The organism is Pseudomonas sp. TE3552 (genome assembly GCF_056278945.1).
Map to the genome: position 1 here is coordinate 1,472,833 of NZ_JBWBQJ010000001.1, position 15,399 is coordinate 1,488,231.

At 62.7% G+C, this 15,399-nt stretch carries 9 protein-coding genes; 2 read left to right on the top strand and 7 right to left on the bottom strand.

All coding sequences use genetic code 11. The features are described 5' to 3' along the window. The 6 genes from ACZ9BB_RS06585 to ACZ9BB_RS06610 all read right to left on the bottom strand — a co-directional run bounded on the left by ACZ9BB_RS06585 (window position 1) and on the right by ACZ9BB_RS06610 (window position 11,371). A complete protein-coding gene (locus tag ACZ9BB_RS06585) occupies window positions 1-1,977 on the bottom strand; it encodes a preprotein translocase subunit YajC (protein ID WP_476213053.1) in 1,977 nt (658 codons plus the stop codon). A gap of 298 nt (window positions 1,978-2,275) precedes the next feature. Continuing rightward, a complete protein-coding gene (locus ACZ9BB_RS06590; protein ID WP_476213054.1) occupies window positions 2,276-5,371 on the bottom strand; it encodes an efflux RND transporter permease subunit in 3,096 nt (1,031 codons plus the stop codon). Further along, on the bottom strand, window positions 5,368-6,480 hold the full coding sequence (locus tag ACZ9BB_RS06595) for an efflux RND transporter periplasmic adaptor subunit (protein WP_476213055.1): 1,113 nt from the start codon (window positions 6,478-6,480) through the stop codon (window positions 5,368-5,370). The genes ACZ9BB_RS06590 and ACZ9BB_RS06595 overlap by 4 nt, the downstream gene beginning before the upstream one ends. Window positions 6,481-6,510: 30 nt before the next feature. Beyond that, the gene (locus ACZ9BB_RS06600) at window positions 6,511-8,019 is read right to left on the bottom strand and encodes an efflux transporter outer membrane subunit (RefSeq protein WP_476218227.1); all 1,509 of its coding nucleotides are present in this window, start codon (window positions 8,017-8,019) and stop codon (window positions 6,511-6,513) included. 116 nt (window positions 8,020-8,135) lie between these two features. Continuing rightward, window positions 8,136-8,351, bottom strand: coding sequence for a hypothetical protein (locus ACZ9BB_RS06605; RefSeq protein ID WP_476213056.1), 216 nt, complete (start codon window positions 8,349-8,351; stop codon window positions 8,136-8,138). Window positions 8,352-8,473: 122 nt separating this feature from the next. Then, a complete protein-coding gene (locus ACZ9BB_RS06610) occupies window positions 8,474-11,371 on the bottom strand; it encodes an AAA family ATPase (protein WP_476213057.1) in 2,898 nt (965 codons plus the stop codon). A gap of 232 nt (window positions 11,372-11,603) precedes the next feature. Here ACZ9BB_RS06610 and mhpA point away from each other — a divergent pair, with 232 nt between their 5' ends. Continuing rightward, complete coding sequence (gene mhpA, locus ACZ9BB_RS06615) at window positions 11,604-13,262, top strand: bifunctional 3-(3-hydroxy-phenyl)propionate/3-hydroxycinnamic acid hydroxylase MhpA (RefSeq protein ID WP_476213058.1); 1,659 nt, start codon at window positions 11,604-11,606, stop codon at window positions 13,260-13,262. 2 nt (window positions 13,263-13,264) lie between these two features. After that, window positions 13,265-13,909, top strand: a complete 645-nt coding sequence (locus tag ACZ9BB_RS06620; RefSeq protein ID WP_476213059.1) for a TetR/AcrR family transcriptional regulator — start codon at window positions 13,265-13,267, stop codon at window positions 13,907-13,909. Between the two features lie 22 nt (window positions 13,910-13,931). Here the strand turns inward: ACZ9BB_RS06620 and ACZ9BB_RS06625 are convergent, their stop codons facing one another. Beyond that, entirely contained in the window at window positions 13,932-15,167 is a 1,236-nt protein-coding gene (locus ACZ9BB_RS06625; RefSeq protein ID WP_476213060.1) for an NADH:flavin oxidoreductase/NADH oxidase family protein, read from the bottom strand. Between the last annotated feature and the right edge of the window lie 232 nt (window positions 15,168-15,399).

Sequence of the window (15,399 nt, forward strand, 5' to 3'; positions counted from 1 at the left end):
TCATGGGCGGCCACCTCCACGCAGAATCTCGATGGGCGGCTCGATCAGTTGCGGTTCGAGCGCACCCGAGGTTGGCACGAAGCGCGGGCCAGTGCTTTCAGGCGTTGCCCGCAGTCGCCAGGTGCGCTGCACCTTCGCCAGTTGGGAGACGCCCGAGGCCAGGGACCAGCGCCGGCAGACTTTCTCCAGCTTGAGCGGGTAAAGGGTGAGTCGGTCGCCGTTGAAGTGCATGCGCAGGAAGCATTTGTGGTCGGCGATACGTTGCGAGGAAAAAACCACCTCGCTATGCAGCCCCCACAAGATGTTGGTCGTCACCATCCAGGCACCGAACAGCAGGCCTCCCAAACTGCCGCCGAGTATCAGCGTCTCCACCAGGAACAACGAGGCTTGGCGCAGGTTGTCTGCCTCGAACTGCAAGTAGTGGAGGTTGACGCGGCCCATGAGCCACAGCAGTCCGATCGCCAGCCCCAGATGAAGCAGTCCGTGAACGGCGCCGATGCCATAGGCGAGCTTTCGGGTGCGCTTGACCCCGGCGGCCGAGAACACCGCGCAACCCAGCACGATGGCCACGGCGAACACCACCGACGAAGGGCTGTGGGCCAAGACCCAGAACAGCTGTCGCCAGACTTCGCCAATGTTGGAAATGGACGCTTGGAGGTCAGACAACACTTCCATCAGGCTGCGGTTGCCCCGCGCCGAGTGGGGGACCTTGCTTGCGCTTTGTACCATCCAGTCGAACAACAGGTACAAGATGGCCAGCATGCCGCAGAACGAGAGGTTGCGGGTAGGTAGCCGCCACGCCCGGTTACGCAGCTGCCCGGAGGTTTTCTTGTCCGGGTAGGTCGCGGCCAGCTCATAGTGCTGCCGGGTTCCGCCGACGTTGATCGGCTTGGGCGGATCAGGTAACTGATGCGTGCCATTCAGGAAGGCGCCACCGCCTCCGCAGGTGATGCGATGCGGCGCTTGGGTGCCCGCTTTTGGCTGGTAGCGCGCGTAGTGGTGCGAATCGCCGGCCAGGACCACCGCCAGATGATCACCCAACAGCTCCTCGATCTCGCGCAGGCTGCGAAAACGCGGCGTCTGGGTCTCGATCGAGGACAAGGCCTTGCGCTCCTCGCGCGCCAACCGTTCGGCCTCGTCCACCCAGCTCGGTTCGGGCGTACAGAGGATCACGCGGTCGCCTGGCTGCAATTTGGCGTGCATCTGCTCGAAGTATTGCTTCTGCTGCCGATCGATCATCGACTCCAACTGCAGGTCCAGGCCCCAGATCCACCAGCCATTGGGCAGCTGCAGCACGTAGTAACTGGTGCGTTGGCGGGTTTCCCAGCCGCCGATGGGCTTCTGGCTGCAAAACAGTTGGGAGAAGCCGCGCAGACCGTCGTACCAATCGTGGTTGCCGGGCGTGGCCATCATCAACGGTGCATCAGGCTGCGGCACGGGCTGTTCCTGGTCATTCGGGCGCAACGTGGGCACCGGCGCGGGAAAGGAGGCGCGGAAGGGGTCCAGGAAACGAGTGCGGTAGCCGGATTGGGCCGGCGTGGGATAGACCTGATCGCCGCCGAGCAACAGCACGTCGCCGCGCGGCAGCTTGAGTTGATGTTCGGGTAACTCGACAGCCTGGCTGACACACAGTGCCATGGAATAGGTGGAGTCCCAGCCATCGCCGGTGTCGGCCAGATAGTCGATCCACACGTCACCGTCGCCAGCCACCGGGATGGGCGGGTTAGAGTCCCGAGGGTTGAGCACCGCCAGCATCTCGCGTGGGTCGGCGAAGGCCCCCATCGTGGTGGCCACGGCCGTTTGCAGGCCGGTGCGCATTAGCTGAAACGGGCCTAGCCAGTTGACCATCGACTCCTGGGTGTAGAGCTCGATGCGGCTACTGGACGTGGCAAATTTGGTGGGGTGGGCCGTGGCAAGCGGCGCAGACTGCGGCGTGCGCCCATCTTCAGCGCGGAATTCAATCGGATGATCCCTCATCACTCAGCCTCCATTGCTGTAAAGCGTTCGGGTCCGTCAGAAGGGGTTTAATACTTCTCGGCTGATTCAGGATAGGTCAGTTATGTGGGAGCTGCCGGTTGATACGGGTATCGATTAACACAATCGGCCGATCACAGTCCGTTGCCAGCAACGCCTTTGTATTCCCCGTGAGCCGCGAAGGGGCGAAAGAAAATAACGTTCGCAGAACCTCGCGGCTGACCTCGGTTGTCTTTAGAAACGCTGTTGAGCAAGCCTCTCTAATAGCAGTGAGATCGGGAACACGGTGCTAAGGTACCCATTACTCAGAACTGAGCGCGGCGTCCCCCCGTACCTGTTGGGTGTCAGCGGCCGGCTGGCGACCCACCTTGAACCATGCGGCGTACAACGCCGGGACGAAAAAGATCGTCAGTAGCGTCGCCACGGTAAGGCCACCCATGATCGCAATTGCCATCGGCCCCCAGAACACACTGCGTGTTAGCGGAATCATTGCAAGCACGGTGGCCAGCGCCGTCAGCATCACCGGACGGGCCCGATGAATGGCGGCGTCCAGCACCGCGTTCCATGGGTCGCGCCCTTCGGCGATCTCGGTTTGCACCTGGTCGATCAGGATCACTGAGTTGCGCATGATCATGCCACCCAGCGCGATGATGCCCAGGATTGCAACGAAGCCCAGCGGCGACTGGAACACCAGCAACGCCGGCACCACACCGATCAGGCCCAGCGGTGCGGTCAGCACCACCATCCACATGCGAGAGAAGCTCTGCAGTTGCAGCATCAGCAGCAGCAAAATGCTGATCAGCATCAGCGGCGCCACCGCCAGCAGCGCCTTGTTGGCCTTGTCACTTTCCTCCACCGCGCCGCCTACGTCGATGCGGTAACCCGACGGCAGCTTCGCTTCGATATCCTTGAGCAACGGCTGGATCTCCTGCGTTACCGATACACCTTGCTCACCATCCTTCACATCGGCACGCACCGTGATCGCCATATCGCGGTTGCGGCGCCACAGCACCGGCTCTTCCAGCTCGGAGCGTACCTGTGCGACTTGCGACAGTGGCACCACCGTGCCCTGGCGCGTGTAGAGGTTGATGTCTTTCAGCGTGTCGAGGCTCAAGCGCTCCTCCGGCACGGCACGGGCCACGATGTCGATCAGGTCTTCGTGCTCACGCAGTTGCGACAGGGTTGCGCCGTTCATCACGGTCTGGGTCGCCAGCGACACGTCGGCAGGTGTGAGGCCAAGCGCGCTCGCCTTGTCCTGATCAAGCGCCACCTTCAGCGTGCGCACCGGATCGTTCCAGTCGAGCTGGAGGTCGCGCACCTTCGGGTTGGACCCGACCACCTTCTCCACGTCGCGGGCGATCTTGCGCACCACCTGGGTATCGGGGCCGACGACGCGAAATTGTACCGGGTAGCCGACAGGCGGCCCCAACTCGAGCCGGGTCACGCGCACCCACGCCTGGGGGAATTGTTGGTCGGCCGAGGTCACCAGCCGTGCACGGACCCGCTCGCGAGCATCCAGGTCCTTGGTCATCACAACGAACTGGGCGAATCCCGGATTCGGCAACTCGGGGTTGAGCGAGAGATAGAAGCGCGGTGCACCGGCACCGGTGTAGGCCGTATAGAAACGCACGTCCTCGTCCTTCGCCAGGATCTCCTCCATGTGCTTGACCTGCTCGGTCGTCGCGGCGAACGAGGAGCCTTCCTTGACGCGCAGGTCAATGACCAGTTCAGGACGCGAACTGTTGGGGAAAAATTGCTGCGGCACTAGCTTGATACAGGCCAGAGCAAGCACCAGAGCGCCAAACGTCGCGCCGATGACCACCCAGCGACGCTCGATGGCGGTGTCGATCAGACGGCGCAGGGTGCGGTAGAACTTCGTGTCATACATATCACCATGCTGGTGCTTGCCTAAATCGTTGGGCAGCATCTTGACCGCCAGGTATGGCGTGAAGATGCCGGAACAGATCCACGAGAACAGCACCGCGGCGCCGACGATCCAGAAAATGCCACCTGCGTACTCGCCGGTGGTGGACTTCGAGAGGCCGATTGGCAGGAAGCCCACGACGGTGATGAGTGCGCCGGTCAGGCGCGGCATGGCGGTGGACTGATAAGAGAAGGCGGCCGCCTTTACGCGGTCCATGCCGGTTTCCATCTTCGCCACCATCATCTCGATGGCGATGATGGCGTCATCCACCAGCAGGCCCAATGCGATAATCAGCGAGCCAAGCGAGATACGCTCCAGGTTCCAGCCCATCGCCAGCATCACCAGCGCTACGCCGCCCAACACCAGCGGCACTGTGGTCGCGACCACAAGGCCAGCGCGCCAGCCCAGGCTGGCGAGGCTCACTGCGATCACGATGATCAGCGCCTCGGCCAGCGCGTGCACGAAGTCGTGGATAGCATCCTTCACCGTGGTGGGTTGGTCGGCCACGAGCTCCAGCTCCACGCCGTGCGCAAGTTCGGACTGGATCTTGGCGACGGCCGTGTCCATCGCCTTGCCAAGGTCCACGATGTTGCCGTCGCTGGTCATCGTGATGCCGAGCATCAGCACTGGCTGGCCGTTATGGCGCACCGTGTAGGTTGGCGGATCCTCGAAGCCACGTGTAACGGTCGCGATGTCGCCGAGCTTGATCTGCCGGCCGCCTGCGGAGATGGGCACATTGCGAATAGCTTCGTCGCTGGCGAATTGGCCGCTCACGCGCACCATGACGCGGTCGCCGCGGGTGTCGATCTGGCCTGCGGGCAACAGGGTGTTCTGGCTCTTGAGGCTTTCGGCGATGGCCAGCGGTGTAATGCCCAGCGCTGCCAGGCGTTCGTGCGAGAACTCGACGTAGACACGCTTGGCCTGCTTGCCGATGAGATCGATCTTCTTGACCATCGGCACCTTCAGCATCTGGCGCTTGATGTCCTCGGCCGCGTCCGACAGGTCGGCGTGGCCGATGCCGTCGCCCTTGACGGCGTACATCAGGCCATACACGTCGCCGTACTCGTCGTTTACGATCGGGCCGATCACGCCATCAGGCATCTCCAGGCTCAGGTCGTTGAGTTTCTTGCGCGCCTGGTACCAGGCCTCGCGCTGGTCTGCCTTGGAGGTGCCGCCGCGCACGGTGAGCGTCATGCCCGCGTAGCCTTGCCGCGCGTAGGTGACCACTTTCTCGAAGTTGTCGATCTGCTCGAATTTCTTCTCCATGCGATTGAGGACCTGGTCCTGCAATTGCTGGGCGGTGGCGCCCGGCCAGATGACCATGGTGGTCATGGAGGGTACGGAAAAGTTCGGGTCCTCGAGCTGACCGAGCCTGGTGAAGCTAAAGGCGCCGGCCACCGCGACAATGAGCAGCATGAACAGGACGATGGCGCGATGGCGCAGCGCCCAGTCGGTGAGGTTGAAGTTGTTCATCGAGCGGCCTGCTGTGTGGTGTTCGCGTCAACAATCGCCGCGCCGGGAAGCGCGACCTTCAGTCCGGATGCCATCTTCTGCACCCCGGCGGTGACGACCAGTACGCCTGCCTGCGGCCCGGAGACGAGCACCTCATCGTTGCGGTAGCCCCACACCGCCACAGGCACCAGTTCGACGGTACCTACCGGATTCTTGCCCTCGGGCGTGACCACCCACAGCGCCGGCTGGCCGCTGCTTTGGGTCAGTGCCGTGGCCGGCACCGCCGCCACCGAGACACTTGTCATTACGCGCTCGGCCTTTACCGTCGCAGTGGCGCCCAGCGGCAGAGCCTGCAGCGGCTTGAGCCGCGCGCGATAGGTACGCGTCTGTGCCGCGGCCTGCGGCGACAGCTCGCGCAGCGTGACATCGAAGGTCTCGTTCGGCGCACTGGCCAACGAGGCCTTGAAGCGCGCGTCCTTGAAGACGGACAACTGATCCTCGGGCACATCGACAATGATCTCGGATTCATCCGGATTCGCAACCGAGACAACCGGTTGGCCCTCCGCCACGACCTGCCCGGCCTCAAAGCGCACGGCCGTGACGACGCCGCTACGCGAGGCGCGCAGCACGGTGTACTTGAGCCGGTTGCTCGCGAGCTCGAGCTTTCGCGCTTCGGCTTCGGCGGTTGCATGCGCGGTTTGGGCATTGGTCTGCGCGCGCTCGTCATCGGCCGCACTGACCGAGCCGTCAGCCTTCAGCGCGGTCAGACGCTGGCGGTCCGAATCGGCCTGGCGCGTCTGCTCGACGGCAACCGTCCATTGTTGTCGCGACGCTTGCTCAGCGAGGCGGTAGTCGCTGTCATCCAGCACCGCCAGGATGTCGCCTTCGCGCACAAACTGGCCTACATCGACCTTACGCTGGGCTACCTTGCCACCCACGCGGAAGGCCTGTTCGACTTCATGTCGCGACTGTACGGTGCCCACGTAACGACTGATATCGCGGGCATTGTCGTAGCTGATTTCAACGGTGCGCACTGGTCGTGGTGCCTGCACAGTGGGCTGGTCCGGGCTACACGCGGACAGCAGGACGGCTACGGCCAAGGCGCCGGCCGCGGTAAGGGAATTCTTCAAGGCGGTTCCTCTTTGAAAAACGACAGGTTCTTAGGAAAGTGGTGGCCGGTCGGCTTTGGTGGCGGCAGTGGAGGGTGCGGGTTGTTCGAACACCTGCCAGCCCCCGCCCAGTGCCTTGTAGAGCTGCACGCTATCGAGCAGCAGTCGGGTGCTGCTTTCGTTGGCGTTCAAGCGTGCCGCCAGGCGCGCCCGCTGCGAATCCAGCAGCGGCAACAGGTCGATCTGCCCGCGGTTATAGAGCGACTGGGCGCGGTTCTGCGCAGACTCCGCGGAGGCGGCGGCCAATTGCAGCGACCCGGAGCGGCGACGCTCCTGCGTCAGCGTGACGAGGGCGTTCTCCACATCCTCGAGCGCCCGTACGATGCCGTCTTCGGCCCGCAGCAGCGCCTCTTGTTGAGCACTTTCGGCAGCGTCGTTGATCGCTTGCGTGCGCCCGGCGTTGAAGATCGGCATCGCCAGCAGGCCCGCCACGTTAGTGAAGCGCGCAGCGCCGAGATCGGCGCCGTTCAGGTTCAGGCCCTGGCGACCGAAGGACGCGTCGAGGAAGAGCCGCGGAAACCACTCGGCCGCGGCCTGTTGGCGGCGCGCATTGGCTGCGTCGAGCTGCGCCATCAGCGCTAGCACGTCAGGTCGACGTTGCAGCAGCGCGGCGGGCTGGCCCGGCTTGGCCTCGGGCACTACCGCCACATCGCTATTCGAGGACTGGATGTTCGCGGTATTGAAGGATTGGTCGGCGATCAGCACCGCGATGCGATGGCGCGATACCTCCGTCAACGTTTCCAGTGGTGGAATCTGTGCCCGTGCCGACAAGGCGTCGGTCTGTGCACGCTCGACGTCGAAGGCGGATGCCAGCCCCACTTGCTGGCGCGCGGTGACCAGACGCAGCGTCTCGTCCTGCATCGCCGAGATGGCGCGCAGGGTCGCGACCTGGCGCTGCGCGCCGATCAGTGTGAAGTAATTGCTGACGACGTCGCTCATCACCAGCAGGCGTACACCGCGCATGCTGTCCTCGGCGGCCAGCGCATCGGCGTTGGCCGCCGCTGCGCCGGCGCGCAGGCGGCCGCTCAGGTCGAGTTCCCAGGAGACGTCCAGGCCCACACTGGTGGTCTTGGTATCCGGATAACCCTGTTTCGTCGCCGAGTTGTAGCCGGTGCTGCGATCGCTGCCGGAGGCGGATGCGCCGACGCTCGGGAGCAGCCAGGAACGGCTGACCGTTTCGCCGGCACGCGCGGCGCGCAGACGCTCGGCGGCAATCTTGACGTCGCGGTTCTCGCGCGCTGCTCGGCGCACCAGATCCGTCAGCACCGGGTCATGGTAGACCTCCCACCATGCCGCCTCGGGCTCCATCTCGGAGGCTGTGCTTGCGGCGTAGTTGCTCGGCAGTTCGACCGACGGCTTGACGACCGGCGTGGAGCAACCGCCCAAGGCGAGGGCGATCGAAGTGGCAAGGGCGGCCGCAACAACGGCGAGCCCGGCCCGTTGCAAGGTCGGTCGACCGGTGTGGAGGGGCAGTGGAAAGGAAACTGGAAGTCGCGGCATCGCATTGGACTCGTGTGGATTCGAGATGGCGTCAGCGTAGGGCCCGGTGTGTGCGAAGTCGTCAGCGAAGCGTCGCCGTTCGGTCGCCATATCGAGCGCTATTCATGTTGGAGGCGTCACTCGCCGTCGGTATCTGCCATGTGCTCGTCGGCCGTCGACACAAGGTCCGAGGCAATCGACTCCAGCAGCTCTTCGGCGGACGAGAACTCGCGCTGTCGTCCAGTGACCAGGTTTTCGAGGCGGCCCACGAGGGCCCCCGGCGCGGCATCGCTACGCAGCTTCACGACGTACGAGCGGCGGTTCGGGTACTTGGATTCAGGGTTCAGACTCATCACAGACCAGGGGGCAAGAAAGTTCGACGACAGCGTAGGCCGTCCCCTGGGGCGAGTCGTAAGCGAAAGGTCAGACTTCGGTCGGGACAGCGCCGCTCCCACAAGTTTGTGCCCTTAACTCTTCAATCAGGCTTTGTAGCCTGAAGCAGCGAGCGCGCACGTTTCACCAGCTCGGTTCCATCCGTTTCGGGCAACTGGTCAGCCAGCGCCACCAGGGCCTGGCGGTCCTCGGCCGTAGCGTCGTGGTGCCCACACAGTTCGACTAACGCCTGCAGCTCCAGCCACGGGGCTTCCTGGGTGCGCGCCTCCTCAACCGCACGCCGCACGGCGATGCTGCCGGCATCGAGCCGGCCCTGCATCCGCGAAATCTTTGCCTCCAGCAGCAACAGTTGAGGCAGGTACACGCGCTCACCCAGTTCTTCCCCAACGTGTAGGGCTTCCTGTAGCTCGACTTGCGCAGCGTCGTAATCACCCGCCAGCAGCAACGCCTCGGCAGCGTAGCCAAGCACCTCGCTGGCACCGGAACGCATGCCGAGCCCGGTGTGTTCTTCGTAGGCCTCGCGGATGCTGCGGTAGCCTTCGCGTGGCTTGCCATTGCGCGCCTCGGCCCAGCCGCGCCACCAGCGGCAAGCCGTGCGCCCCAGTGCGAGCGAATATTCATCGACCAGCGTCTGCATGTCGTCAGCCAGCGCCGCCACACGCAAATGGTTCCCCATCCGCACCTCGATCAACACCTCTTGCCAGGTAGCGACTAGCCAGGTCATAGGCTGGCGAAGCGCCTGTGCGCGGGTCCGCGCCCGCTGCATGTGGGTTCGGCCTTGCTCAACCAGGCCAGAACGCAGCAGTTCTATGGCCAACATGCCGTGCAGCATGACTTGAGGATCGGCGGCAAAGATCTCGTTCGCCCCGATGTCCAGCGGCTCGGCGATCGCGAGCGCGCGCTCCAGCCAACGGCGCGTCGCCTGGGTGCGCCCCTGGAGATGATGCACCTCGCCGTGCACGATGCACGCCACCAGCATGAGCGCTGGATCGTTCGCCTCGCACGAGAGGGCCTCGGCGCGTTCCGCCACTGCCAGCGCCATCGTATAGTCACCGCGCAGACAGAGCAGATAGCCGAATCCGTGCAGCAGGCGACCGCGCATCGGATGCTCGGGTACCTGCGCGAGCAACGTGTATGCGCGTTCGAATGCGTTCCTGGCTTCGTTGCCGACACCAAGCGTGTGGAAAGCCGACACGCCCTGCAGCGTGGCCAAGGTAATTTCGAGTGCATCGCGCTCCATTCCTTCTGGAGCCTGCCGCAGCAGGATCAGCGCGCGCTCAGTGAGACCGATGCACAAGGCCGGGCTGAAGTGCAGCAGCGCGGCTTCGGCGGCCTCGGCGTAGTAGCGCAGCGCGATCATCGGCTGCCGCGCCCGGTCGAAGTGCATTGCCAGCTCCGAGGCAGCAACCGGCACGCCCGCGTTGCGCTCGTGTTCGAGGGCCGCGCCAACCTGACGATGGAGCTGGGTGCGCGATGAGCGCGGCGTGCGTTCGTACAGCACCTGGCGGAAAAGAGCATGCCGGAACGAGTAGGGTAGCTCTACCGTCTCTTCAATTTCGGTGGCCCGCGACCGTGTGAGCCATACCTGCTCGCGCACCAGTTCCTCGCAGGTGTCGGCCACAGAGGCGAGGTCGTGCTTCAGGGCAAGCGAAACCGTCTCGACCCGGAATTCGACCCCGCATACCGCTGCCGCCGAGAGCAGCGCACGCTGCTCCGGCCCGAGCCTGGTGATGTAGTGATCAATGATCGCCGCGAGGTTCTCGGGCACCGCCATTCCCGCCAGCCGGGCCTCGATGGTGGCGTCGTCGTCCGCAGGATCCATCACTTCACTGATGACCGACGACACGAACAACGGCACTCCGTCGGTGCGCTCGTGCAGGGCACGCACAAAGGCTTCATCGCGCGCTAGAGAGGCCGAACGCAACGCGACATAGTCAGCGACCTCGGTTTCCGAGAACGGATCGAGCACCACTTCCTCGCACAGACGTTGCAGGCGCAGTTCGTGGCGCAACGAGTTGAGCGGATGATCGAGCGCCACCACCTCGGCGACGCGAAAGCTCGACAGCCACATAAGTCGTGTGCGGCCACGTCGTCGCGCCACATAGTCGATGAGCTGGACCGTCGCCCGATCGCTCCAGTGCAGGTCTTCGGTCACCAGCAACAGCGGCCGTTGCTCGGTGTAGCGGTCCAGCAGTTCACCCATTTCCCGCAGCATGCGATCCGGACCGATGCCGGCAAGCTCGCGCCGCAACGCGTCTCGCTCTTGCGCGCTGCTTAACCACGGCAGTTGCAGCAGCCAGGTCGGCGCCACGGCGCGCAGCAGCGCCGGCAGGGCAGGGTCGCTGCGGCACAGATCGGCCAACGCCTCCAGCACCGGCAGGTACGGCTCGCCGGGGCCGTAGTGCTCCACGCAATGACCGCGTGCGCAGGCGATGCCGCCAAGGCTGGCGAGGAAGTGCTCGATCAACGTGGTCTTGCCAATCCCCGGTTCTCCGGCCAGCCAGACCACTGCACGTTGCCCGCCGTAAGCCCGTTCCCACGCCCGCTGCAGTCTTGAGAGCTTGTCGGTGCGACCAATGAATGGCGGCGACGGATACGCATCGGCCGCTGGCACCGTCGCGGGTGCCGGCGGCATCGAAGGCGCAAGGGAGGGCGCCGCGATGAAGCGATAGCCGCGCCGCGACACAGTCTCAATGAAGCGAGGCTGCCTGGGGTCGTCGCCCAGCACCTTGCGCAGATCGCTGATGGCCGTCTTCAGCACTGAATCGCTGACGAACCGATGCCCCCACACGGCATCAAGCAAGGCATCTTTGGTCACCAGCGATCCAGGCTGGCGCGCAAGTACGCACAGCAGCGTGAAGGGCGTTGGCGCCAGCGCCACGGTTTCTCCGTTACGCAACAAGCAGGCGTTGGCTTCGTCGAGCTCGAACTCGACGAAACAGAGCTGGACCGGGTTCGGATGGGACTGCGGACGTGCCACGTTGGATTCCTGAAGACTGAAACAGAGTTATGCGCCGTGAGGCATGGCACGTGGTCACTCCAATAACAACGCTGATCGGCTCGGAAGCCAAGCCTCGTCGGTCGGAAACTGGTGCCGGAAAATTAATGACGGTAATTTCAATATTGAAAAATGTTTCAATTTTACATACCTTCACCTTGCCTGACGATGGGACCTGCGTGTCTCACGACTTCAATCACAACAAGGGCTCGAGATGAACAACAACAAGAAAGTTTCCGAATTGCCTCCCACCGCCGTCGATGTGCTGGTCGTCGGTAACGGTCCGGTAGGGGCGACAATCGCGGCGCTGCTCGGCCGCTATGGGGTAAAGACCCTGGTATTGGACAAGACCCACGAGGTCGTACTAATGCCCCGCGCCATCGCTCTGGACAACGAGGCGCTTCGCATCCTGCAACTCGCCGGATTGTCGGAAGACGCGTTCGAGAAGATCGTTATCCCTGAAGTGAAGATGCATTCCCCGGTCCTCGGGCAATTCAGTCGGGCCAACACCGCCGGGTGCATCGACGGCCATCCCAAACTGGTGACTTTCTATCAACCCGACCTCGAACACGCGATGCGCAAACAGGTCTCTGGGCTGAAGTCAGTGACTAGCCTGGGTGGATTCGAGCTCGAGAATCTGGTCGAGGAATCTGATTGTGTCGTCGCCTCCGTGCGGGACCAGGATGGCCATCAGCATTTCATTCGCGCCCGATATCTGGTCGGTGCGGATGGTGCAAGCTCCAGGGTCAGGGCCTTGATTGACCAGGAATTCGAAGGACAAACCTATGCAGAGGATTGGCTGATTGTCGATGCCAAAAACCGGCATAAGTCAGCCATTGATCACATTGAGTTCATCTGTGATCCACAGCGCCCAACGCCGCACATGCCCGCTCCCGGCGGAAGGGAGCGTTGGGAGTTCATGCTCCACCCGGGCGAATCCCGGGAAGAGCTGGAAAGCCCGGAAAGCATCGCCCGGCTAATCGCGCCATGGGTCAATCCGCAGGAGCTGGAAATCGAGCGCAAGGCGATTTATCGATTCCACGCGCGTTGCTGCAACAGATTCAGCAAGGGACGAACTTTTCTTGTCGGGGATGCAGCCCACATCACCCCGCCCTTTGTCGGGCAAGGTCTCGTAGCGGGGCTTCGAGATGGCGCCAACCTGGCCTGGAAACTGGCGTGGGTCCTTCAGGGCCAAGCCGCGCCTTCAATACTCGATACCTATGACGTAGAGCGCCGCCCCCATGCCCAGGCGATGATCAATCTGGCGAAACTCATGGGCCGTCTGGTGATGCCGAGAAACAAGATCGCGGCTTTCCTCATCCACGGCCTGATGCGCACGCTGGCGTTGACTCCCGCGACCAGAAAGTACTTCGAGCAACTGGACATCAAGCCGAAAAACATCTTCAAAGACGGTCTGTTCGTGCAGCATCGTCGTGGCGACAAGCTGGTTCGTGGCAGTCTGTTTCCCCAGGCCTGGGTTCGCAACAGGCAACAGGAGATCCAGCTGAGCGATGATGCTCTGGGACACAACCTGACCCTGGTCGGATTCGGTGTTGACCCGTTGTCACTGCTGAGCGCTGCTGAGGTGTTTTCCTGGATAAAGCTGGGAGGTCACTTCTTGCAGATAGGACCTTGCGGTCAGCGCTCCGACAGCGCTTGCGACTTCATCGAAGACCTGAACCATGACATCCTGCCGCTGGCTGCCAAAGGCACGCTCGTCGCGATCCGCCCCGACCGTATCATCATGCACCACGCTCCCGGCTTCGATGCAGGCAGTCTGGTTCGAGACTGCCTGATCCTGATGGGTAGCGCCGATTCCACTGCCGACAGCGTTTCCATTACCATCAACGAGCCTCCTCGATTAAGAGCGTGAAGATGCCTTCCCCCACTTTTCCTTCAGAAGCAACTGAGCAAGAGCCTCTCACTCGGGGCCACAAGAAGCGTGAACGCACCCGTCGCGGCCTGGTGGATGCGGCATTGCGTCTTGTCGCACGTAAGGAGGTGGGGGAGATTGCACTGCTCGATGTCGCCTCGGAGGCCGCGGTATCCAACGGCACCATCTACAACTATTTTCGAACGCGCGACGAAGTGCTCGAGGCGGTTGGCATCGCCATGGCGAGCGAGTTCTCCGATGCCATTTCCGCCCTGAGTTCGGACGTGCACTGCGGTGCACAGCGGCTTTCGATTGGCGTGCGCATGTTCGTATGCCGGGCCGCGTACGACCATCAATGGGCCAACGCACTGCTGCGCATCATTCATTCCGATCAGGCCATGCGCTCGCGCTTGGCTGCCCATGTGCTGGGCGATCTGCGTGAAGGTCTGTGCGCGGGCACTTTCGCTTATGAGGACGAAGGGATCGCCCTGGACATGGTCGTATCGTGCACAACCGGAGCCATGCGCTCGGTTGTCGAAGGGCGTGTGGTGGCGGAGCACGACCAGCGGGTCGCCGAGATGATTCTCAAGGCTCTGGGTGTCACACCTGCCAGAGCCAAGAAAATCGCCGGTAAGCCGCTACCCTAGTCCTGATGTCATTCTTGGCCGGCTATGCCCGGCCAATCCATTGCCGATAGTTCTTCGCCTGGCGACGAGACTTCAGCTGATTGCCGATCAATGCCATGAGTGGCGACGTCCTGGGTTTTGTCTGTTTGCCTTGGCTCAACAAGCCGAGTTGCTTCTTGACCACCGACGCCACTGCAAGCGATGCCAGCGCCTTATTCTTCCAGGGGACGACGATGGGCTCCACTTCGGTCTCCTGACCTGCCATCCACTGGCTTGGCAGGGCCGGCTCGATAGCCAGCGCAGTGGCAAGCCCCACCATCGACACCGAGCCGCTCACCACTCGCTCCGCGACCTCCTTTCTGCGCACGCCGCCGGTGACCATCAGCGGCATGCGCGCTATTTCTCCTACTCTTTCCGCGAACTCAAGAAAATACGCTTCTCGAGCCAAGCGGCTGCCATCGCGGGTTTGCCCCTGCATCGCCGGGCTTTCATAGCTGCCACCTGACAACTCGACCAGGTCGACTGCCTTGGCGTTGAGCATTTCCACCACGCGAGCCGCATCCTCGGCATCGAAACCGCCGCGCTGAAAGTCCGCGGAATTGAGCTTCACAGCGACGCAAAAGATCGGTGCCACTCGCTGACGTATTGCATCGATGGTTTGCAGGAGAATTTGCGCACGATTTTCCAGGCTGCCACCCCAGCGGTCGCTACGTCGGTTGGTCAAGGGCGAAAGGAATTGGCTGAACAGGTAACCATGCGCTGCATGAATCTCCACGCCGGTGAATCCGGCGCGCTCAGCCAGCACTGCAGCCTGGGTATAGCGCTCAATCAGCTCTTCGATCTCCTGCTCATTCAAGGCCCTGGGCGACACAAAAGCCTTTGATAGTCCGGGAATGTCGACAGCCACCGCGGAGGGCCCCCGTGCCGATTGCCCCATGGAAGCCAACAGCTGCCGTCCGGGATGATTGATTTGCATCCAGGCCTGGGCTCCGTGACTGCGGCAAGCATCGGCCCACAGCCTGAATTTGCCCAGGTGCCGATCGTCCTCAAGTACTACGCCAGCGGGTCCGGTCAAGGCATGACGGTCAACCATGACGTTGCCAGTGATGATCAGGCCGGCACCACCCTGTGCCCAACGCCGATAGAGCTTAACCAGCGCTTCCCCTGGAGCGTGATCCTCATTGGCAAGATTCTCCTCCATGGCTGCCTTGGCGATTCGGTTTGGAATCACCGTGCCGTTAGGCAAACGAAGCGGTTTGAAGAGCTTTGAGCCGGTCATGTTTTGTCCTTCAGCTGATGAGAATTCGGCCAGCCATCGCTAAGGGTCATACCGTTTGAGCACCGTCTGCACAGTGCTTGCTCAGGTTGTTGAGGTCCTGGTTTGCATCGATGGGCCGGCTTGATGACCTGCCCAGAAGGCGAGCCACAAACACGACACAGATGAACACTCATGTTCAATTGTGTCAATGTATTGAGCCCTCCGCCGATCTTGTCGTATCAACTAACCGCTT